Here is an 18,764-nt window from a genome sequence, read left to right on the forward strand (position 1 = left end):
GTCATGTTCCTGTTCCGGCCCGGCGATCCGGGGGAATCGACCCCGCCGGAGTCGTTCTCTCAGCGCGCCCGCGGGTGGGACGTGGCGTAGATGTCGCGCAACGTGTCGACGGAGACGTGCGTGTAGATCTGGGTGGTCGCGACCGAGGCGTGCCCGAGGAGTTCCTGTACGACCCGGACGTCCGCCCCTCCCTGCAGCAGGTGCGTCGCGAACGAGTGTCGAAGGGTGTGCGGCGAGACCTCCGCGGTGATCTGCGCGGCCTCGGCTGCCGCGCGGATGATCAGCCACGCGCTCTGGCGCGACAGCGGCGCACCCCGCGCCCCGAGGAACAGTCGCGCCGATGCCCTGCCCTTGGCGGCGAGCCCCGGCCGGACGCGCGTGAGGTATGCATCGACCGCGTCGCGCGCGAACGAACCGACCGGCACGATGCGCTCCTTGGAGCCCTTGCCGCGCAGACGCAGCACGTCCCCGTGCGCGAGGTCGTCGACGTCGAGACCGACCGCCTCGGACACGCGCGCTCCGGTCGCGTAGAGGAATTCCAGCAGCGCACGGTCGCGGATGCCGAGCGGATCCTCACCGGACGGTGCCGCGAGCAGGCGCTCGACCTGGTCGATGGTCAGCGCCTTCGGCAACCGCTGCGGCGTCTTGGGCGGGCGCAGGCGGCCGGAGGGGTCCTCCGGCTCGATGCCCTCCCGCACCAGGAAGCGGTGCAGACCCCGTACGGAGGACTGCAGCCGCGCCAGGCTCGTGGCCGCCGGCGGCGGGTCCTGGGACGCGCGCTCGCCGACGAACCGGGCGATCACGGCACCGCTGACCGCTGCGGTGTCCTCGATGCCGGCCGCGGAGAGCCAGTCGAGGTACACCGCGAGGTCGCGACGGTAGGCGCCGACGGTGTGCTCCGAGAGGCCGCGCTCGATCGTGATGTGACGAAGATACGCGTCGACGGCACGATCCAGGCGCATGGTCAGTCCTGTGAACGCCTCAGGGTCGCCGCCATGACTCCGTTCGCCAGCAGCGCGTTGCGCATCCGGCCGTCGAGCACGGCGGTCACGGCATCCGCCAGCGGCACCCATTCGACGCGGATGTCCGCCTCCTCGTCCACGCGTGCGTGCGCGTCAGGAGCGTCGCTCAGACCCGTCGCGAGGTAGAAGTGCACGATCTCGTCGCTGCCGCCGGGGGTGGTGTACGTCGAGAGCAACGGCTGCCAGTGCTCTGCGACGAGGTCGGTCTCCTCCGCCAGCTCACGCTGTGCCGCCACGAGGGGGTCCTCCCCCTCGATGTCGAGGAGGCCCGCCGGAAGCTCCCAGTCCCGGTGGCGGATGGGGTGACGGTACTGCTGGATGAGCAGCACACGATCCCGGTCGTCCAGGGCGACGATCGCCACCGCACCGGTGTGGTCGACGTAGTGCCGGGTGATCTCGGCATCGCCGTACCGGAACCGGTCGGACCGGATGTCCCACACCGCCCCGCGGAACGGAACCTCACTCGAGACGATCTCCGGATTCAGCTCCTCGTCGCGCAGCAGCCCCTCAGTCATCGGCGGAGACGTCGAAGAGCTCGCTCGCGCGGTGCCGCTCGATGGCCGCACCGATGAGACCGCGGAACAGCGGGTGCGGGTCGGTCGGACGCGAACGCAGCTCGGGGTGCGCCTGGGTGGCGATGTAGTACGGGTGCACGTCGCGCGGAAGCTCGACGAACTCGACGAGGTCGAGCTCCGGGTTCAGTCCGGAGAACACCAGACCGGCGTCCGCCAGACGGCCGCGGTAGGCGTTGTTGACCTCGTAGCGGTGACGGTGACGCTCGGAGATCGTGGTCGAGCCGTAGACCTCCGCGGCGAGGGAGCCCTCAGCGAGGCTCGCCTCGTAGAGACCGAGACGCATGGTGCCACCAAGGTCGCCGCCGTCGATGATCTCGACCTGCTCGGCCATGGTCGCGATGACCGGCTCAGCGGTGTCGGGGTCGAACTCGCTGGAAGACGCACCCTCGATGCCGGCGACGTGGCGCCCGTATTCGATGACCATGCACTGCAGTCCGAGGCACAGGCCGAGCGTGGGGATGCCCTGCTCGCGAGCGAAGCGCAGCGCGCCGAGCTTGCCCTCGATGCCACGGATGCCGAAGCCGCCGGGCACGCAGATGCCGTCCAGATCCGCAAGCGCCTTGGCGGCGCCCTCCGGGGTCTCGCAGGAGTCCGAGGGGATCCAGCGGATCTGCACGTGGGCCTCGTGGGCGAAGCCACCGGCACGAAGCGCCTCGGTGACGGAGAGGTAGGCGTCTGGGAGGTCGATGTACTTGCCGACCAGGCCGATGGTCACCTCGTGCTTCGGGTTGTGCACCGCCTGGAGCACCTTCTGCCACCGCGACCAGTCGACCTCGGGGGCCGCCTTGGCGTCGAGCCCGAGGCGGCGGACGATGTAGGAGTCCAGGCCCTGATCGTTCAGCGTGGACGGGATGTCGTAGATGCTCGGCAGGTCGACGGTGTTGATGACGCCCTCGGCGTCGACGTCGCACATCAGCGCGATCTTGTTGCGGTTCGACTCGCTGACCGGGCGGTCACTGCGGAGCACGAGGGCGTCGGGCTGGATGCCGACCTGGCGGAGGGCTGCGACCGAGTGCTGGGTGGGCTTGGTCTTTTGCTCCCCCGACGCCCCCATGAACGGAACGAGCGAGACGTGCACGAAGAACACGTTGTCGCGACCGAGCTCGTGGCGCAGCTGACGAGCGGACTCGAGGAACGGCTGCGACTCGATGTCACCCACCGTGCCGCCGACCTCGGTGATGATGACGTCGGGCCGGGGCTCTTCCGTCGCCTGGAGACGCATGCGGCGCTTGATCTCGTCGGTGATGTGCGGGATGACCTGCACGGTGTCGCCGAGGTACTCGCCCCGGCGCTCCTTGGCGATGACCTGCGAGTAGATCTGACCGGTGGTGACGTTGGCCGCCTGCGACAGGTTGATGTCGAGGAATCGCTCGTAGTGACCGATGTCGAGGTCGGTCTCGGCACCGTCGTCCGTGACGAACACCTCGCCGTGCTGGAACGGGTTCATCGTCCCCGGGTCGACGTTCAGATAGGGGTCGAGCTTCTGCATGACCACGCGCAGACCACGCGCCGTGAGCAGGTTGCCGAGGCTTGCGGCCGTCAGGCCCTTGCCCAACGAAGAAACGACACCACCTGTCACGAAGATGTGCTTGGTCGTGTCGTTTTCGGGCCCCGCAGAAGAAGAGTTCATCACGGGCTTCAATCCTAACAGTTGGCGGGGACCCCGAGGCTGAGTAGCTCTCGGGCATGGGTGAGTGCGGCATCCGAATCGGTGAGTCCGGAGAGGAGGCGTGCCATCTCCGCTTCGCGGTCGGCACCCTCCAGACGCCGGACGCTGGAGGCGGTGACGCTGCCGTCGTGGGATTTCACGACGGAGAGATGGTTGGTGGCGAAAGCGGCGACCTGCGCCAGATGTGTGACGGCGATGACCTGCGACGTCTCGGCGAGTCGGGCGAGTCGCCGCCCGACCTCGATCGCGGCGGCACCGCCGATGCCGGCGTCCACCTCGTCGAAGACGAAGGTCGGGACCGGGTCGGTGCCGGCGATGACGACCTCGATCGCCAGCATGACGCGCGAGAGCTCGCCGCCCGAGGCGCTCTTGGCCACGGAGCGCGGTTCCGCGCCGGGATGCGGGGCGAGCAGGATGGCGACGTCATCGCGGCCGTGCGTGCTCTCCACGCCCTCGCGGACGGCGACCTCCAACCGTGCGTCCGGCATCGCCAGCGCGTGCAGCTCCTCCGTGACTGCGCGCCCCAACCGCTCTGCGGCCTCTGTGCGCGCGGCCGTCAACGCCGTCGCCGCGTCGTCGAGTGCGGCCCGCGCCGTGTCGCGCTCGGCCTGCAGGCGCTCGATCCGGTCGTCATCGTCGTCGAGTTCCGCGAGACGAGTGGATCCGGTGCGCCAGACCTCGAGGGCGTCGTCCAGGGATCCGTGCGCACGGATCAGGGCGGTGAGAGCCGCCCGTCGCTCCTCCACCGCCGCGAGTTCGTGGGGACCGCTCTCATCGAGATCGGCGAGATACGCCGAGAGCTGCAGAGCGAGATCCGACAGGCGGTAGCCGACGTCCGCAACGCCGTCGGCGATGCCGGACAGCGCAGGGTCGGTGGCGCGCTCGAGCTGACGGCGTGCTTCGGCGACGAGCGCGGAGGCGTCCGTCTCGCCCTCTTCACTCGAGATCGCGTTGCGTGCGAGGGATGCCGCGAGCCGCAGCTCCTCCGCATTGGCCAGCCGCTCGGCGCGCTCGGCGAGGACGACGTCCTCCCCTTCTTCCGGCGCGGTCGCCTCGATCAGCGCGAGCGCCTCACGGAGACTGTCGGCCTCGGCAGCGCGGCGGTCCCGGTTCTCGGAGATGTCTGCGATCTCGGCGTCCAGCTCGCGCCAGTGCGCATACGCGGCCGCGTACCGCTCTCTCGCCTCCGTCACCGGATGCCCGCCGAACCGGTCGAGGGCATCGCGCTGCGCCGCGGCGGAGCGCAGCCGGAGCTGCTCCGACTGACCGTGCACGACGACGAGCTCGTCCGCAAGGGCCGAGAGCACGGCGGCCGGCGCTGCGCGTCCGCCGACGCTCGCCCTGCTGCGGCCCTCCGCACTCAGCGTCCTCGACACGTAGAGCTCGCCCTGCGCGTCGCCGAACGGCTCCAGCTCTCCGCCGGCATCGGTGACGATGTCAGCCACCGGCCCGGAGTCAGGGACGACCCAGACGCCGGCGACGGAGGCCTGCGTCGCCCCTGCGCGCACCGCACCAGAGTCCGCTCGTTGGCCGAGCAGCAGTCCGAGGCCGGTGACGACCATGGTCTTGCCCGCGCCGGTCTCGCCCGTGATCGCGGTGAATCCGGGCCCGAGGGGCAGCACGGCGTCATCGATGACCCCAAGGCCCTGCATCCGCATCTCCTCGATCACGATGCCGCTCCTCGCCAGCCGGCCACGGGCAGTTGGAACTTGCGCACGAGGCGATCGGTGAACGCCGACGGGTGCAGTCGGGCGAGCCGGACAGGACGGGACGACCGACGCACGACCACGCGGGCACCGGGCGGCAGTTCGTGCGAGCGTCGTCCGTCGCACCAGAGGATGCCGGTGCCCGAGGTGCGCTCGAGCATCTCGATCGCGACGGCGGCATCAGGGCTGACGACGAGGGGGCGCGCGAAGAGCGCGTGCGCGGAGAGCGGGATGACGGAGATCGCCTCGACGGCCGGCCAGATCACCGGTCCCCCGGCGGAGAAGTTGTATGCCGTCGACCCGGTCGGCGTGGAGATCACCATGCCGTCGCAGCCGTAGCTCGACAGCGGACGGCCGTCGATCTCGACGACGACCTCGATCATGCGTTCGCGGCTGGCCTTCTCGACGGTGGCCTCGTTGAGCGCCCACGTCTCGTAGACGACGTCTCCGGCGGAATCCTTCACACGGACGGCGAGGGCGAGACGCTCCTCGACGACGTAGTCCCTGGCGATGACGCGTTCGACGGCGTCGTCCATCGCATCGCGTTCGATCTCGGCCAGGAAGCCGACGTGCCCCATGTTGATGCCGAGGACAGGGGCGCTGTGGATGCTGCGGACGAGCTCCGCCGCGCGGAGGATCGTCCCATCACCGCCGAGGACGATGGCGAGTTCGAGGTCGTCCACCGCGACGTCCGCACCGAGCGTGACGACATCGGAGAAGTCGCCGTCGACGGCGGACAGTTCGTCGCGGTCGTCGGCGGACAGGACGGGGCGTGCGCCGGCGCTGCGGAGCAGCTGGATGACGCGACGGGCTGCGGCGACCGTGTCGTCCCGGCCGGCGTGGGCGACGACCAGGATGTTGCGCTCGTTCATCGTCCTCCTGCCAGCTCGTCGATGCGTCCCGTCCATTCTGTCGGGAGGTTCACCCGAACCTCCAACTTCCTTGAGATTACGCGGAAAACACGGGGACGGGAGGCGGCCGTGTCCAGGGGCGAGTCCAATCTCCTCCAACTTTCTCCGACAGACCTTCGTCATCCGTCGATCTCAAGCGTATGAGAAAGCAGGAGGTTAGACATGGAAAAACCACAGAAGCTTGCCAGTGGTCGCTGGAGAGCGCGCATCTACAGGGACGGTAAGCGGGTATCGCTGGGCGTCTTCGACACCAAGCAGGAGGCCGTAGCGGCTCAGGCTCACGCCATCATCCATCAGGACGAGAAGAGAGGGAGTATCAAGTTCTGGCGGTACGCAGAAGCACACCTGATGGCGCGGAAGCACGACCTGGCCCCGGGAACGTGGGACAACTACATCCGGGACTACCGGAATCACCTCCAGCCAACGTTCGGCGAGAAGAAGCTCACCGATATCACGCCCAACATGGTCCGTCGTTGGTGGACGAGCATGGAGGACAAGAAGATCCCGCGGCGGTCGAGCTACATGCTCTTGTCGAACATCATGAAACAGGCGAGCGAAGACGGGGAGATCCTGAAGTGGGTCCCTATCAAAGGGGCATCTCGCAACGTTTCGACGCAGAGAGCGTCCGTCGATGCCTTCAACGTACAGATGCTCAAGCTGGCGACAGCGGACCCACAGGTGGCCACGCTCCTCCAAGTGCTCCTGTCATCCGGCTTAAGGATCGGAGAGGTACTCGCACTCGACTGGGAGGATGTCGACCTCGAGCAAGGCACGCTTCACGTGCACCGGCACCTGACGAAGTACGGATTGAAGCCCGGTCGGAAGAGACACCCGGAAGCGGACATCCTGCAACCAATCTCAGAAGCCGCTGTGAGCGCGCTGACAGCCTGGAAGCAACGCGGCGGCGGTCGAGGCCCGGTCTGGCTCAACAGCGCCTCACAGCGCCTTTCTTACAACGCCTGGCACGACAGGTGGCTGGAACTCCGTAAAGAGTTCGGCCTCGAGCACGTTCACACGCACGATATCCGCGCTGTCCACCTGACAGAGTTCGCCGCCCACGCAACTTTGGCTGAGCTGATGGAGCGCGGTGGTCACACAGACATTCGTAGCGCGCTTGTGTACCAGAGGCCAAGCTTCGACCGGCAGAAGCAAATCGTGAAGCAACTCGCTATCTGAGCCGTCGCTACCCCGCAGTAACCACCGCAGAACGCTCGGCAAATGGTCTAGAGAAAAGAGAAGAACAAATGACATGGATCGACACCGCTATTGCCAAGTACGAGACGATTTCGTATGAGGCCCGGACAACCGCTGAGTCACTGGAGCGCATGAAGAAGGCGGGGGCCGTACGCGACCTCTTGCTCCAGCTGGACAGCGTCGAGACAATCATCGAAGTGTGGGACCTCGTCGAGGAAATCACGGCGCCGCGGGGAGTTAAGCTCCGCCTTGCCGACGTCGAGTCGATCACGCGGGATGCGTCCGGCGAGATTATCAGAGTGCACTTCGTCGACGAAAAGCACGCAATCGACCACAGCATCGAGTGGAACCACGAACTCGACGTATTCGAGGTCGTGGTCGCGGGGTGACCTCGTAGCCCATTTATGCGAGAAGGCGTAGGAAATCCCCCTAGGCTCCTCTCCTCTGGGCTACCTTGCCCCATCCTCCTACCATTCGTAATCGGTAGTCGAGGGTGGGGCTTCTGCGTGCATAAAGCAACGCGAACGACTGCCCAGCACAGACCATTCTCGAGGGCTATCCACGAGCCGTCCAGCTTCGGTCCGGGACCTGTCAGGGACACGCCCTCCGCCCCGATTCGGGTTCCACTGCGCCGTCATTGAACTCGCAGAACTTTTTTCGTCGGCGGCTGAACATCGTCGTGTCAGAGCCGTAAGAGTAGGTATGACATTTGATGCCTCCCGCTACGCGGACCTGCTCGAAGAGGCCCACCGGGCCTTCCTGGAAGACACTGCTTACGCCATCGCACTCGCCGAAGACGCGAGTGCGATGAAGACGAGGCAAGAGAATCGCGACGATCCTGATCAGCTCCGAACGGACGTCCTCCGTCTGCATGCGCAGGGGGCTGGCCTCGGCGAGATCCAGCGGGTCGTGCACGCGAGCCGTGAATCGGTCGCGGAGGTACTCAAGGACGCCCCTGCGAGGCCGGGCGGCGCATTTCCTACGGTGAACAAGTCGTCGACGAGTAACACGCCCGCGCCGAAGCCAGTCACCCGCAGTAAGCGCCTGCGGAAGTGGAAGCCAGAACCACTGGCCCCGGACGACCCGAGGCACGGCACGAATAACGGGTACGTCAACTACCGGTGCCGGTGTGACCCATGCGGCGAGGCTCGGAAGACGTTTCGTCGCCGCCTGAAAGAGAACCCCGCAGGCCGCGCCAAGAGCAGTGAGCATGGCACGCGGTCGCGGTACGCCCGCGGCTGTAGGTGCGATGACTGCAAGCATGCGGCGACATCAGCGGCGCGCGCGGATCGCGACCGGAAGCGGGAAGGAGGTGGCAACACCACCCCCGAGCACTAAGCGCACGCCCCTTCGTACCCATACCGATCCGGCCTGAACACGACCGTCCATTGCCAGGCGCCGGCCTGGCGCGATCTACGAGTAAGAGACGAGAAACCCATGACTACCAAGCCCCGCAGACCCCAACCTGATGTCGACGCTAACCAGCTGAACCACGCCGACTTCAGATGGTTCATCCTCCACTACCCCGCCTTCCTTATCCAAGGCGGGATCCGCCGCACCTCTTGGGTCGCAATCGGACTGACACTCGCCCAGTTCGGTGACTACGCGACAGGCACGCGGGTGAACCCGAGCAAGAAGCTCCTCCACCACCTCACCGGTGCTCACCACACCACCATCACGAAGATGCTCGAGTACCTGAAGCGGCAGGGCGTGCTCGAGGTCACTGACAAGCATCAGGGGCGGAATGGCGGACAGCCGTACGAGGTGTTCCGCTTCCGTCGCAACGACCTCGTGAAGGAGATCCTCGAGAAGCGTGACGCCCACGACTGGCCTCAACAGGCAAGTCCTATCCCCGCACCAGCAAGTGCTACTCCAGAGCCAGCAAATGCAGGTACCGAGCCAGCAACCGCTAGCCCAGAAGACAATAGGAATGACAGTAATGAAATGAATGTAAAGAATCGCTCGGGTAACCCCTCGCCCGCGCCTGTCGTCGCTCCACCTTCGGCTCGCGACGGCGCGGCAGAAGAAAGCGAACCAGCGATCAACTGGTCGGATGAGACGGTTGCTGAGCTGATCGAGCTCTTCAAGGACGACGAGCCTCTGGCTAGACCAGAGGACAGCGTCGTGGAGTCCCACCGTCGCGTGGATGAGTGGGCGAAGCGTCGGGGGTGATGGTCCCGGGGACTGTCACTTCTGCCGCATCGTTGCGCGCGATAGTAATCCCTGAAGCCGGATGGGAATGGGGGCTCCTCGTCCGGTGGACTCCTACTGGGAGGGTGGCCGAGCGTTTTGATCGAGGTCCGGTCGCCCTCCCAACTCACGTCGACACAGGGAAGTAATCATGGCCGCGCAGAGCAGTATCGACAGGCATCCCGACCGGGAGCGCATCGTCGAACTCATCGCGTCGGGAATGCCGGGCGCTGAGATCGCACGAAGATACTCGGTGTCGGAAAGCGCCATAAGTAGATGGCGTTCCAGCCGCATGCAGGTGCTGAACCAGATCATCACCGACGACGGCACTGACCCCACGGAGATCATGGGTCGTCTGGCCGATCTCGCAGACTCCGCCAGGGTTACCCGGAAGCTGGCTGACGCATCCAGCTCACCGCAGGTGAGGGCCCGAGCCATCGCGGCAGAGCTAAGCGTGCTCGACCGCCTTGCCAAGCTCGGGGTCGATGACACGTCGACGACGCGCCTGAACCAGGCGCTGGGGCCGTTGGTTCGCACCGTTCAGACCCTCTATCGGAGGTTCCCCTCCGAAGTGCTCAGTGCGCTCGCGGAGCACGAAGAACTGCACGAACTACGACAGAGCCTTCAGGCTCAGAAAAAGAAACCAGTGACGCAGGTCACGGAGACGGACGCAGAATCATGAACCCGACGAACAACTTTCCCAGGACGTTCCACGTACTCGTAAGCGGTTTGACCGTCTCCCTCGGCGTCGACGGCTTCGTCGGCCTCCGAGGCCACGAGTTCACTGTCACGGAAGAGCAGTACGAGGAAACGAGGAACAAGTTCGGCGTCTCATGGCTCGATATGACGGTCGACCAGCAGGTCGAGCGATGGGGCCACCAGATGTTCGCAAGCGGTCCCGCACCCGAAGGCATGGGCATCGGACGAGACGACATCCATGGTGCACGTCATAGGCAATGGATGCGAGCTACTGAAGAGGCCCAGCGGATTTCTGATCCTGACGAGCGCGCCGTCGCGTTCCGCAAGATCAAGGCGGACTTCCCCGAACAGAACCGCAATAGCCAACGCACGTTGAGGACCTACTGATGGCTACGCCACGACAGCGCGCCGACCTGCGTCGGGCCGAGCGCGATCTGAGGGAGGCGTTCGGCATGATCAATGAGAGGTTCTGGGCCACACGCGACCAAAGAGCGTGTTTTCAGGTGGTTCTTCAGGTACTCGTGAATTGGATTCGGTGGGAGGACCACGACGATGAGTAATGACGACGACAGGCTCCACGCGATCATCGCCGAGAGCATGCGGAACGCACGCACGAACGAAGCTCTACAGGCTGATGTGCAGTATCGGCCGAGTGAGTGGACTCCTGAAATGGAAGCCGCGCTAGTGCAGAAGCTTCACGGGAGCGAGGCAGAGCGCATAGACAAGCTCATCGCGGAGCAGAACGAATGGGCACGCCGATCCTGATTCTCTAGACTCCTCCCGGTCAGGCGCGGGAGGAACGCCCGCCGTTCCTGAGGCGCGGGCACATGATCCCCCTCCATCTGTCCATGTGGAGGGGGATCACCGTCTCAAAAACGATGCTCAGATGAGAGCCGTGACGAGCGCGAGCCAGAGCCGAGAATCCACGCAAGCTCGGGCTCATTCCTCTCCGCAGAACTCAAACCTTATTGAGTTGCGAAAAGGTACGCTGTAGTGACACAATGAAGCTATGGCAACCTCGACGGGAAGCCGGCTTGGCTACATTCGCGTCTCGACCGGCAAGCAAGACGAATCCCTCCAGCACGACGCGCTCGACGGCGCGAAGGTGCTGAAGAGGAATCGCTACGTCGATCACGGAATCTCCGGGTCGACGACCGAGCGCCCTGCGCTCTCAGCGCTTCTCTCAGACGCCGAAGCCGGGGATACCGTCGTCGTCTATAAGCTCGATCGCTTGGGGCGCTCCACGGCTCACGTAGCCTCTCTGATCGCCGATCTCACCGAGCGTGGCGTGTTCATCGAGTCGATCAGCGATGGACTCAACTCCAGCACGCCGACCGGGCGCGCAATGCTCCAGATGCTCGCGATCTTTGCAGAGATGGAGCGGAGCTTCATCCAAGAGCGCACTAGAGCAGGGCTCGCCGCCGCGAAAGCTCAGGGGCGCACAGGTGGCCGTCCGAAGGCGACCGACAGAAAGCAAGTTCGACAGGCGCAGTCCCTCCGGGACGCGGGAGAACCTGTGCCTGACATCGCCCGCACGCTCGGGGTGAGCATCGCCACGGTGTACCGGATTACGAAGGCAAAGGCGAGCGCCTAGCGACCCTTCTTCGCGAGCGCGGATTCGTCGTAGTCGGTGATGAACATCCGAAGAAGCTCGCCCCGCCCAGTCGTCGCGGTGGGATGCCCAAGGTCGTTGCGCATTGCTTTCAGCAGGTCCTCGAACGCATGGCCGGTGGCATTTGCATCGCCAGCAGAGTGTGCGGCGACCTTGCGGAAGTTGTTCCAGGCCAGGATTACGCGGCGGGAGCCGTAAGCGATGAGGTTGGGTACCGCTTCCGAAAAAAGCTTGACCATCTCAGTCTCGGTCATCGGGTCTTCCGACTTGCTGAGGTTCAGCATCTGCATGAGGCCTCGAATGAGATCGTCATATATCTCGGTCTTTTTCTCGCGGATCGCGTTCTCCCGCGAACGGCGCCGTTCGAGTGACCGACTGGTGAAGTAAGTGATTAGCGGGACGGATACAACTCCGACGAGCGCGGCGATCGGTGTCTGACTGCTTGCAGGTAGCGACAGGAACCAAGAAACCAGTCCCCACACGACAGCGAGGGCACCCGAGGCGATGACGAGCAGCAGTACTCCGCCGAGCAGTACCTGAATATTTCGACGCATGCGCACAGCCTAGGGGTAGCCTCTCCCATGTGATCCTGCCGCCACTCGATAGCTCGACCCCCTTCTCTGAAGGCGACGACATCGACGGGGCCGCGCCTAATTGTGAGCGATGCCTATTGCCCATGGAAGACCGAGAGACACGACGCGGCGAGCGCTGGGAGTGTCAAGAGTGTGGAGCAGTTCGGCTCAGTTGAAGGCCGCTTGGTCGCCGCAAGAGGGTGCTGAAGTACCGCGAGCATCCTGAAGCACACGGCTGATCGGCCACGGAGAACCTCCGGTCAAACGCCGGTGGTTCTGCATTGCACGGGTGAAGACTATTCGGGCCACCGCATGTTGAGGTTCTGCCAGTGGACGATGCTCAGCGCTCCCTCCCAGTCACGGTCGCCGTTGCCGGTTGCGATGTGCTCCCCTGTTTCCGCGTCGTAGATCGAGACGTTGAGACGGTAGTCAGGATTACCCTCAGTCTCGGTGTACTGCACGCGGATGGGGTTTCCACGGAAGGAAGCACGCACCTCGCGCGTGTGCCACTCTTCGACTCCGGCCTGAAACTCCAAGCCCGTTGAGTGTCGGAGTTCAGCCTGACGGATGGATTCTGCTGTCAACTGTTCGATTTGCATATCCCACACCATAGATGTGATTTGCGGACTCGTCGGAGCAACGAAAGGCGGGTACTGGGAAGGGAACCAGTACCCGCCTGAAGAAAGATGAACTACATGGCGGTTGTTCGCGACCGCACCGCGTCCCGGCTCCCATCTCCCTGCGATTCCCACGTGCGTGTGCCGCATTCATGGCACCCGACTCCGGCCACTGCGCGATGCTCCTCGTTGTTCACGCAGGCTATTTCCGACTCGATTTCGTGAAGGAACCCGATCATCCGTGCGTCCTTTCATCGGCGGACTGATCTGCGATGAAGGGAACCTCCGATTAACACTGTACGACCGACCTCGGACACCCGAATGGGCTTCTTAGTACCCTGTGTTCATGGTTGAGTACAGGAACCACAACAACGAGGTGGTGGACATGGAAGCGGCGGTGGTCTGCGCGAACTTCACCGTTGCGTGGGTCGATGCGGAAGTTGAGTGCACCCGCCTAGAATTCGACGCCCTCTGGGCTGTGAGGCGGACGGTCGGTGGGATAACCGCCGCGTATGGCAAGGTCGCGCGGAAAGATCATGCGTTTTATTGGGTCGGGCATCCCAACGCCTACAACACATTCGATGAAGCCGCGCGGAAGATCATCACTCCCGTATGATCTTGCCGCTGGTCGATCCCAACACCCCCGAATCCACGGATGACGATCTCGACGGCTCCGCGCCCAACTGAGAGGGTTGCCTAGTACCCATGGGCACCCGTGCGACGCTCCGCGGCGAGCGCTGGGAGTGTCAAGAGTGTGGAGCCGTTGGTCAGTTGAGAGCCACCGACCTGACCCACTGACCGAGGCCGACGACATGATGATTGTCGCGTCTCCATGCCATGGGTGGGAACCGATCAAGGTTCCCGAGCAGGCTCCCCCGCCCCTGTACTGCCTGATATGCGGTCAGCCGTCTGCTCTATGACGACCGGATAGGCTCGGCTACTCCACGCCCGTTCGCTAACAGATCGCACCGCGGTTATGACCCCAGTCCGGATCAGCACGCGCCCCGGGTACGAAGTTAACGGCTCGAGTTTACGAGCTACGCCCTATGGGCTCGGATCCGGTGAGTCTGAAACAAGGAAGCCACGGCGACCAGCGGTGTTCCCGCGCCAAGTTCGGGGGGGATCGTGTGCGTCCCGCAGACCGCGCAGTCGTTCCCAGTCGACGCGTTCTGAATCTAGGTTTGAAGCGTGACTTTCCGCGGGCGAGAGGATCAGAGTCGGCGAAGAATCTGATGGTTCCTCATCTCCCGTCGTCTCCGCGTCAAGCTCTGACAAGGCACTCGCCTTAGTGCGCCGTGTACCGTCGTTGTCCCACGTTCCTTTGCCATTAACTGCGTCCACCGCGGCTCGGCCAAAGGCGCTACCCGCCTTGAAATTAGACGCACCAGCGAAGTCGTCGTAATCGACCTCCTCGTTCGCCCAAGCGAACATCATGCTGAGTTGCGCTTCCTGAAATCCTCCCCAGATTTCCTCGACGAGCTGTTCCAGGATCGTCACGTTCCCTGTTTCGTCCCGCACGAGAACGTCAATCTGTAAATCGACCGTGGTTCGTCCGACATCAGCCACAACATGGGGTGAGGTATCGGCGTCCACGATGCGGCTCCCTGGTTTCAGCGACCAGTCGTGGGTAAGCTTCGGTCGCACAGACAAGGATGTTCCGTCCGGCGTGATGATCCGACCCTCGTATGCCACCCACCTCCCCGCGAACGACCCGCCAATTTCGATGCGGTGCTTGTCCTCATTGTTGAGCCACGCGAGTACCGCCAGCACGTGGTCCGCGGGCTTCGTGCCTGAGGCATTTGCCCATACAAACGGCTGATTGGCGTAGATTGCTCGTACCACGCGCTCCGGGACACCAGCAAGCATGCGGCCTTTGAGTGCTTCCCTCCATTTCGCCGCGGTGTATGTCACCGGGTACTGAAGACGTTTACCGGGAGTGTCACCTTCCGCCGCAACGATCCGTGTGAGCGTCGTGTTGAGGATGCTCCGTAGATGGTGAGCGATCTCACCGAGCTGGACCCCCCAACGATCCAACGCTGGTGGAGGATCTACGGAATCCACTTCGATATACCAGCCGCACTCCGGAGCCACTTTGGTGTGAAGGGTCGCGTGTAGTGGCTCTGGCTTACGCCACCGACTGATGTCACCAACGAGCGCGTCTGACCTCTCCTGCGCCATGCGGACACGCTCGCTCATCTGCTTGGCAAGCCATTCGAACCGTTCCTCGGTGCCCATCAGCCCATGATGACAAAGGTCGACGGTGGTAGGCGACTTCTGTGCGTGCGGCGGTTCGCCACACTCCTTGAACGCAAAGGACCTGGCGCTTTCAAACGGACCCCAAGACCGGCGCGTCGCGGCTGTTCCGGGAACGTGGTCCGAGCGGGTCGCCCCCCCTCCACCGTGGTCTCCGCGGCCTACCGTCTGAGCCTTCCGCCATGATGACTCTATGGACTGGTCAATACTCACCACCGCCTTCGCGTTTCTCATCGGTGGTCTCGTGTCCGCTGGGAGCGTCTGGTTGAAGGGCAGGAGTGACGCGAAGATTGAGCGCGAGAAGATCGAGGCTGATGCCAGATCACGGGAGCATGAGCAGAAGATAGCTATCGAACAACAGGAAAAACAAGTAGAACGCGAGGACCGTCAGAGAGGCAAGGAGGCGGGGTTAGTCGCGTTGACCACGTTCTCCAGCATGCTCAAGGAAATCTCGGGCCTTGCGGACGACGTCACCCCGCTCGTCGTGGCGCACCGATGGAGAACCCGTCTTGAAGCCGAGGCCCGGCGGACAGTCGAGAGCATTTCAGATCGCAACGTACGAGAGGGGATGCTGACTGTCCTGAACGCGCTCGGGAACTTTGCTGATTATTCGGGCATCAACGGCCAGAATCTGATCGCGGGCTACAACGCGCGAGGGCTGGTCCAGCTCCTTGTGGAACTCGCCGGAGCCGCCGCGAGAGGCGAGGCTGTCTCCCCTACGGTACAGGCGAAGGTAGACGACTGCGCCAGCAAGCTTCGGGTCGTCGACCACTACTACGAGAACAACATCTGATTCTCGTGTCCAGTCTGTGTCCAATGCCTGGACACGTCTCACCGCAAGATCACGCGGGAGGCTTGTCATTTTCTAGATAATGAAAGCCTTTCGATGTCATGCAAGAATTCTGTCGGATTGCTCCCCCGTCCGGGCGCCATGTGGACGAGGAACTCCGCGTTCCCATGCGTGCCGAGGATCGGTGACGCGATGATCCCCAGCATTCCCAGTCCCGCATCCCATCCGTGCCAGACGACGCGGCCGACGGCATCGGCGCGGGTGGCGGGGTCGGTCACCAGTCCACCGCGAACGGCCGTGCGGCCCACTTCGAACTGCGGTTTGACGAGCACGACGATGTCGGAGCCAGGTGCGGCGACAGCGGCGACGGCAGGAAGGACCAGTTCGAGCGAGATGAACGAGAGGTCGCCGACGATGACCTCCGGCGCGTCGGACTCCCGTGTGGCGTCGGCGAGGCTCTCGCGGGTCATGTACCGCACGTTGAATCCCTCGACGGGGATGACGCCGGGGTCGGCGGCGATCGTCGGCGACAGCTGGTCGTGTCCGACATCGACGGCCAGCACCTTCCGTGCACCGCGTTCGCGGAGCACCTGGGTGAATCCACCGGTCGACGCGCCCATGTCCAACGCGAGGCGGCCGTCGACCCGGACGTCGAACGCGTCGAGTGCGGCGACGAGCTTGTGCGCGCCGCGGCTGACGTAGTGATCGGTCTCGGCGACGACGATCTCCGCGTCATCCGACACGGCCGTCGAGGCCTTGACGATCTGCCGTCCGTCGACGCTCACCAGACCGGCGGCGATGAGAGTCGCCGCGTGGGTGCGCGAACGCGCGAGTCCGCGGGAGGCGAGTGCCGCGTCGAGCCGCGTCACCGGTCTCCTGACGCGGACTTCTCGTGGCTGTCGAGCTTCGCGCCGCTCTCGAGGCGCCGGAAGAGCTCGTCGTGGACCGCGGTGTAGGCATCTGCCCTGGCGGCCAGCGGTTGGCCTTCGATCAGACGCAGACGGCTCCACAGACCATCGGTCGGTTGCGCGTTGTCGTCACTCACGTTTCCACTCTACGTGGCCGCGCGCTGTCGCTCCGCAGGACGCACTCAGGGGCGGTGGAACGGGTCGGCGTACAGCTTCTCGGGCACATTCAGCACGAAGATCGGCGTGCCGGACTCCCAGATCGCCGTCGCCCCGGCACGGACGAGGTCGATCTGACTTTCACCCTCGGAGAGGATCTCGACGTCTCCGCCGACGACACGCACCGATGCCCCGTTGACAGTCACCACGCCACCGCGGCGCGAGGTCTGCGGGTACGGCTCATGCAGTTCCCGCAGGTCGCTGAGGATGTAGGTCGGGCGGGATCCCTCCGGCGCCGCGAGCACGTGCTTCGGGCGGTCGATGCCGGTGAGCACGAGCACGGAGTCGATGCCGACTCGGGCGGCGCCCATGATGTCGGTGTCGAGCCGGTCGCCGATGAACAGCGTCTTCGTCGCCTCGAAGCGCGCGATGGCCTCCTCGAAGATCGGGACCTCCGGCTTGCCGGCGACCGTGGCGAGGCGTCCCACGGCGGTGTGCACGGCAGAGACCAGCGTGCCGTTCCCCGGCGCGACACCGCGTTCACGCGGAATCGTCCAGTCGCTGTTCGTCGCGATCCAGGGGATGCCCCCCTCCTCCTCGGGAACCTTGAGGGCGAAGGCCGCTTCGGCGAGGTCGGTCCAGGCGACGTCGGGGGCGAACCCCTGCACGACGGCATCCGGCGCGTCATCGGCGCTGCGGGTGACGCGGTAGCCGGCCTTCTCCGCTTCGACGACGAGCCCCTCTCCCCCGACGATCAACAGGGTCGCGGGCGCGGGCACGATGGACGCGAGCAGACGCATGGCCGCCTGCGGGCTCGTGACGACGTCGTTCGCCGCGACACTGAGTCCCAGCTCGGTGAGATGTTCGGCGACGGATGCGTCGGTGCGTGAGGCGTTGTTGGTGATGTAGCCGACGCGCCGCGTCTCCGCGACAGCGTTCAGGCTCTCCACCGCATGCGGCAGCGCACCCGGGCCTGCGTAGACGACTCCGTCGAGGTCAGCGAGGACGACGTCGACGCCATCCAGCGGGGTCGGGAGCTTCTTCGAGAACAGACCCACTCAGGAATCCTCCTTCGGCGCCTCTGCTTCACTGTCATCGGGAGCGGATGCCGGAGCATCGGGCTCATCCGTGGTCACGGCTTCGGCTTCGGCTTCGGCTTCGGCTTCGGCTTCGGCTTCGGCTTCGGCTTCGGCTTCGGCTTCGGCGGGAGTCTCATCGAACTCGCCCTCGATCAGCCCGTCTTCGACGAAGATCTCGTCCTCGTCGTCCTCGTTCATGCCGAGTGCCTCTGCTGCGACCTCGGCGCGAGCGCTCCAGAAGGCAGCCTCCTCATCGCGGCCGAGATCCTCCAGGACCGCAGCGTGTGCGCTGAAGAGAGCAGGACTCCACTCGAAGGCGCGATCGGGGTCCAGTTCGGGAATCTGCAGTTCGCCGAGTGCCAGCTCCGCTTCGCTCTGGTCGAGGCGCGCGCCGGACATCGCGATCGCGAGAGCGACCCGAACGGGAGTGGGCAGCGCATCACGGTCGACCGCACGGCCCGTCTCGAGAGCCCGGTCGGGGCGTCCGACGCCGCGCTCGCTGTCCACCATCAGCGCGATCTGGTCGTCCTTGCCGGAGATGCGTCGGTACGTGCGCAGCTCCCGCAGTGCGAGTGCGAAGTCGCCGAGAGCGTACGCGGTGATCCCGAGAGTCTCACGCACGATCGCGATCCGGCCGGCGCGACGGGATGCCGCGAGGGCATGCTTGTGCGCGAGTTCCGGGTCTTCATCGATCAGCTGCGCGGCCATCGCGAGGTGACGTGCGACCTGGTCGGCGTTCTCCTTGCTGAGGGTCTTGAGCTCGTTGCGCGCCGAGGCGTGCAAGTCCTTGGCTGTGATCTCCTCGGGCACG

General features: G+C 64.7%; 21 protein-coding genes. 9 read left to right on the top strand and 12 right to left on the bottom strand.

The genetic code is table 11. The features are described 5' to 3' along the window. Positions 1–59 precede the first annotated feature (59 nt). From xerD to HD600_RS01005, 5 genes are read right to left on the bottom strand one after another with little or no spacing between them, the layout of a single operon-like run. Complete coding sequence (gene xerD, locus HD600_RS00985) at positions 60–962, bottom strand: site-specific tyrosine recombinase XerD (RefSeq protein ID WP_184280939.1); 903 nt, start codon at positions 960–962, stop codon at positions 60–62. A gap of 2 nt (positions 963–964) precedes the next feature. Further along, positions 965–1,537, bottom strand: coding sequence for an NUDIX domain-containing protein (locus HD600_RS00990; RefSeq protein WP_184280941.1), 573 nt, complete (start codon positions 1,535–1,537; stop codon positions 965–967). Next, the gene (locus tag HD600_RS00995) at positions 1,530–3,227 is read right to left on the bottom strand and encodes a CTP synthase (RefSeq protein ID WP_184280943.1); all 1,698 of its coding nucleotides are present in this window, start codon (positions 3,225–3,227) and stop codon (positions 1,530–1,532) included. Before HD600_RS00995 ends, HD600_RS00990 begins: the two co-directional genes overlap by 8 nt. Positions 3,228–3,241: 14 nt before the next feature. After that, positions 3,242–4,936, bottom strand: a complete 1,695-nt coding sequence (recN, locus tag HD600_RS01000) for a DNA repair protein RecN (protein ID WP_184280945.1) — start codon at positions 4,934–4,936, stop codon at positions 3,242–3,244. Further along, positions 4,933–5,844: an NAD kinase gene (locus HD600_RS01005; protein WP_144796986.1), complete on the bottom strand. Its 912-nt coding sequence runs from the start codon at positions 5,842–5,844 to the stop codon at positions 4,933–4,935. Before HD600_RS01005 ends, recN begins: the two co-directional genes overlap by 4 nt. 201 nt (positions 5,845–6,045) lie before the next feature. On the opposite strand from HD600_RS01005, the gene HD600_RS01010 reads away from it, so the two are divergent. The 7 genes from HD600_RS01010 (at position 6,046) to HD600_RS01040 (ending at position 11,560) form a co-directional block, all read left to right on the top strand. Next, positions 6,046–7,059, top strand: coding sequence for a tyrosine-type recombinase/integrase (locus HD600_RS01010; protein ID WP_184280947.1), 1,014 nt, complete (start codon positions 6,046–6,048; stop codon positions 7,057–7,059). A 68-nt stretch (positions 7,060–7,127) separates the two neighbouring features. After that, positions 7,128–7,466 (top strand): hypothetical protein, encoded by a 339-nt coding sequence (locus HD600_RS01015; protein ID WP_184280949.1) that lies wholly within the window; start codon positions 7,128–7,130, stop codon positions 7,464–7,466. 1,048 nt (positions 7,467–8,514) lie between these two features. Beyond that, a complete protein-coding gene (locus tag HD600_RS01020) occupies positions 8,515–9,249 on the top strand; it encodes a hypothetical protein (protein WP_184280951.1) in 735 nt (244 codons plus the stop codon). 169 nt (positions 9,250–9,418) lie between these two features. Continuing rightward, positions 9,419–9,949 (top strand): helix-turn-helix domain-containing protein, encoded by a 531-nt coding sequence (locus HD600_RS01025; protein WP_184280953.1) that lies wholly within the window; start codon positions 9,419–9,421, stop codon positions 9,947–9,949. Further along, positions 9,946–10,353, top strand: a complete 408-nt coding sequence (locus tag HD600_RS01030; RefSeq protein ID WP_184280955.1) for a hypothetical protein — start codon at positions 9,946–9,948, stop codon at positions 10,351–10,353. The genes HD600_RS01025 and HD600_RS01030 overlap by 4 nt, the downstream gene beginning before the upstream one ends. A 165-nt stretch (positions 10,354–10,518) precedes the next feature. Then, positions 10,519–10,731, top strand: coding sequence for a hypothetical protein (locus HD600_RS01035; RefSeq protein ID WP_184280956.1), 213 nt, complete (start codon positions 10,519–10,521; stop codon positions 10,729–10,731). Positions 10,732–10,975: 244 nt separating this feature from the next. Beyond that, positions 10,976–11,560, top strand: a complete 585-nt coding sequence (locus HD600_RS01040) for a recombinase family protein (protein ID WP_184280958.1) — start codon at positions 10,976–10,978, stop codon at positions 11,558–11,560. On the opposite strand, the gene HD600_RS01045 is transcribed toward HD600_RS01040, so the two are convergent. Together HD600_RS01045 and HD600_RS01050 are read right to left on the bottom strand one after the other, a co-directional pair. After that, positions 11,557–12,132 carry a hypothetical protein gene (locus tag HD600_RS01045; protein WP_184280960.1) on the bottom strand — a complete coding sequence of 192 codons (576 nt, stop codon included), beginning with the start codon at positions 12,130–12,132 and terminating at the stop codon, positions 11,557–11,559. The genes HD600_RS01040 and HD600_RS01045 overlap by 4 nt on opposite strands. Positions 12,133–12,446: 314 nt before the next feature. Next, positions 12,447–12,749: a hypothetical protein gene (locus HD600_RS01050; RefSeq protein WP_184280961.1), complete on the bottom strand. Its 303-nt coding sequence runs from the start codon at positions 12,747–12,749 to the stop codon at positions 12,447–12,449. Between the two features lie 364 nt (positions 12,750–13,113). Between HD600_RS01050 and HD600_RS01055 the strand changes: the two genes are divergently transcribed. Then, entirely contained in the window at positions 13,114–13,383 is a 270-nt protein-coding gene (locus tag HD600_RS01055) for a hypothetical protein (RefSeq protein WP_184280963.1), read from the top strand. Positions 13,384–13,811: 428 nt separating this feature from the next. On the opposite strand, the gene HD600_RS01060 is transcribed toward HD600_RS01055, so the two are convergent. Continuing rightward, the gene (locus HD600_RS01060; protein WP_184280965.1) at positions 13,812–15,002 is read right to left on the bottom strand and encodes a hypothetical protein; all 1,191 of its coding nucleotides are present in this window, start codon (positions 15,000–15,002) and stop codon (positions 13,812–13,814) included. A gap of 211 nt (positions 15,003–15,213) precedes the next feature. Between HD600_RS01060 and HD600_RS01065 the strand changes: the two genes are divergently transcribed. Next, on the top strand, positions 15,214–15,813 hold the full coding sequence (locus HD600_RS01065; RefSeq protein WP_184280967.1) for a hypothetical protein: 600 nt from the start codon (positions 15,214–15,216) through the stop codon (positions 15,811–15,813). A 65-nt stretch (positions 15,814–15,878) separates the two neighbouring features. On the opposite strand, the gene HD600_RS01070 is transcribed toward HD600_RS01065, so the two are convergent. The 4 genes from HD600_RS01070 to HD600_RS01085 are packed head-to-tail and all read right to left on the bottom strand — an operon-like array spanning position 15,879 to position 18,763. Then, positions 15,879–16,679, bottom strand: a complete 801-nt coding sequence (locus HD600_RS01070) for a TlyA family rRNA (cytidine-2'-O)-methyltransferase (RefSeq protein ID WP_184280969.1) — start codon at positions 16,677–16,679, stop codon at positions 15,879–15,881. Beyond that, positions 16,676–16,855 (bottom strand): hypothetical protein, encoded by a 180-nt coding sequence (locus HD600_RS01075; protein WP_184280971.1) that lies wholly within the window; start codon positions 16,853–16,855, stop codon positions 16,676–16,678. Before HD600_RS01075 ends, HD600_RS01070 begins: the two co-directional genes overlap by 4 nt. A 45-nt stretch (positions 16,856–16,900) precedes the next feature. Next, positions 16,901–17,932, bottom strand: coding sequence for an HAD-IIA family hydrolase (locus tag HD600_RS01080; protein ID WP_184280973.1), 1,032 nt, complete (start codon positions 17,930–17,932; stop codon positions 16,901–16,903). Then, positions 17,933–18,763: a hypothetical protein gene (locus tag HD600_RS01085; RefSeq protein ID WP_338402256.1), complete on the bottom strand. Its 831-nt coding sequence runs from the start codon at positions 18,761–18,763 to the stop codon at positions 17,933–17,935. Position 18,764: the final 1 nt, after the last annotated feature.

It is taken from the genome of Microbacterium ginsengiterrae (assembly GCF_014205075.1).
GTDB classification, from domain to species: Bacteria; Actinomycetota; Actinomycetes; order Actinomycetales; family Microbacteriaceae; genus Microbacterium; species Microbacterium ginsengiterrae.

Bases quoted from the DNA above. Each gene is read 5' to 3' on its own strand.
- xerD (WP_184280939.1), bottom strand. From the start codon at position 962: ATGCGCCTGGATCGTGCCGTCGACGCGTATCTTCGTCACATCACGATC.
- HD600_RS00990 (WP_184280941.1), bottom strand. From the start codon at position 1,537: ATGACTGAGGGGCTGCTGCGCGACGAGGAGCTGAATCCGGAGATCGTC.
- HD600_RS00995 (WP_184280943.1), bottom strand. From the start codon at position 3,227: ATGAACTCTTCTTCTGCGGGGCCCGAAAACGACACGACCAAGCACATC.
- HD600_RS01005 (WP_144796986.1), bottom strand. From the start codon at position 5,844: ATGAACGAGCGCAACATCCTGGTCGTCGCCCACGCCGGCCGGGACGAC.
- HD600_RS01010 (WP_184280947.1), top strand. From the start codon at position 6,046: ATGGAAAAACCACAGAAGCTTGCCAGTGGTCGCTGGAGAGCGCGCATC.
- HD600_RS01015 (WP_184280949.1), top strand. From the start codon at position 7,128: ATGACATGGATCGACACCGCTATTGCCAAGTACGAGACGATTTCGTAT.
- HD600_RS01020 (WP_184280951.1), top strand. From the start codon at position 8,515: ATGACTACCAAGCCCCGCAGACCCCAACCTGATGTCGACGCTAACCAG.
- HD600_RS01025 (WP_184280953.1), top strand. From the start codon at position 9,419: ATGGCCGCGCAGAGCAGTATCGACAGGCATCCCGACCGGGAGCGCATC.
- HD600_RS01030 (WP_184280955.1), top strand. From the start codon at position 9,946: ATGAACCCGACGAACAACTTTCCCAGGACGTTCCACGTACTCGTAAGC.
- HD600_RS01035 (WP_184280956.1), top strand. From the start codon at position 10,519: ATGAGTAATGACGACGACAGGCTCCACGCGATCATCGCCGAGAGCATG.
- HD600_RS01040 (WP_184280958.1), top strand. From the start codon at position 10,976: ATGGCAACCTCGACGGGAAGCCGGCTTGGCTACATTCGCGTCTCGACC.
- HD600_RS01045 (WP_184280960.1), bottom strand. From the start codon at position 12,132: ATGCGTCGAAATATTCAGGTACTGCTCGGCGGAGTACTGCTGCTCGTC.
- HD600_RS01050 (WP_184280961.1), bottom strand. From the start codon at position 12,749: ATGCAAATCGAACAGTTGACAGCAGAATCCATCCGTCAGGCTGAACTC.
- HD600_RS01055 (WP_184280963.1), top strand. From the start codon at position 13,114: ATGGTTGAGTACAGGAACCACAACAACGAGGTGGTGGACATGGAAGCG.
- HD600_RS01060 (WP_184280965.1), bottom strand. From the start codon at position 15,002: ATGGGCACCGAGGAACGGTTCGAATGGCTTGCCAAGCAGATGAGCGAG.
- HD600_RS01065 (WP_184280967.1), top strand. From the start codon at position 15,214: ATGGACTGGTCAATACTCACCACCGCCTTCGCGTTTCTCATCGGTGGT.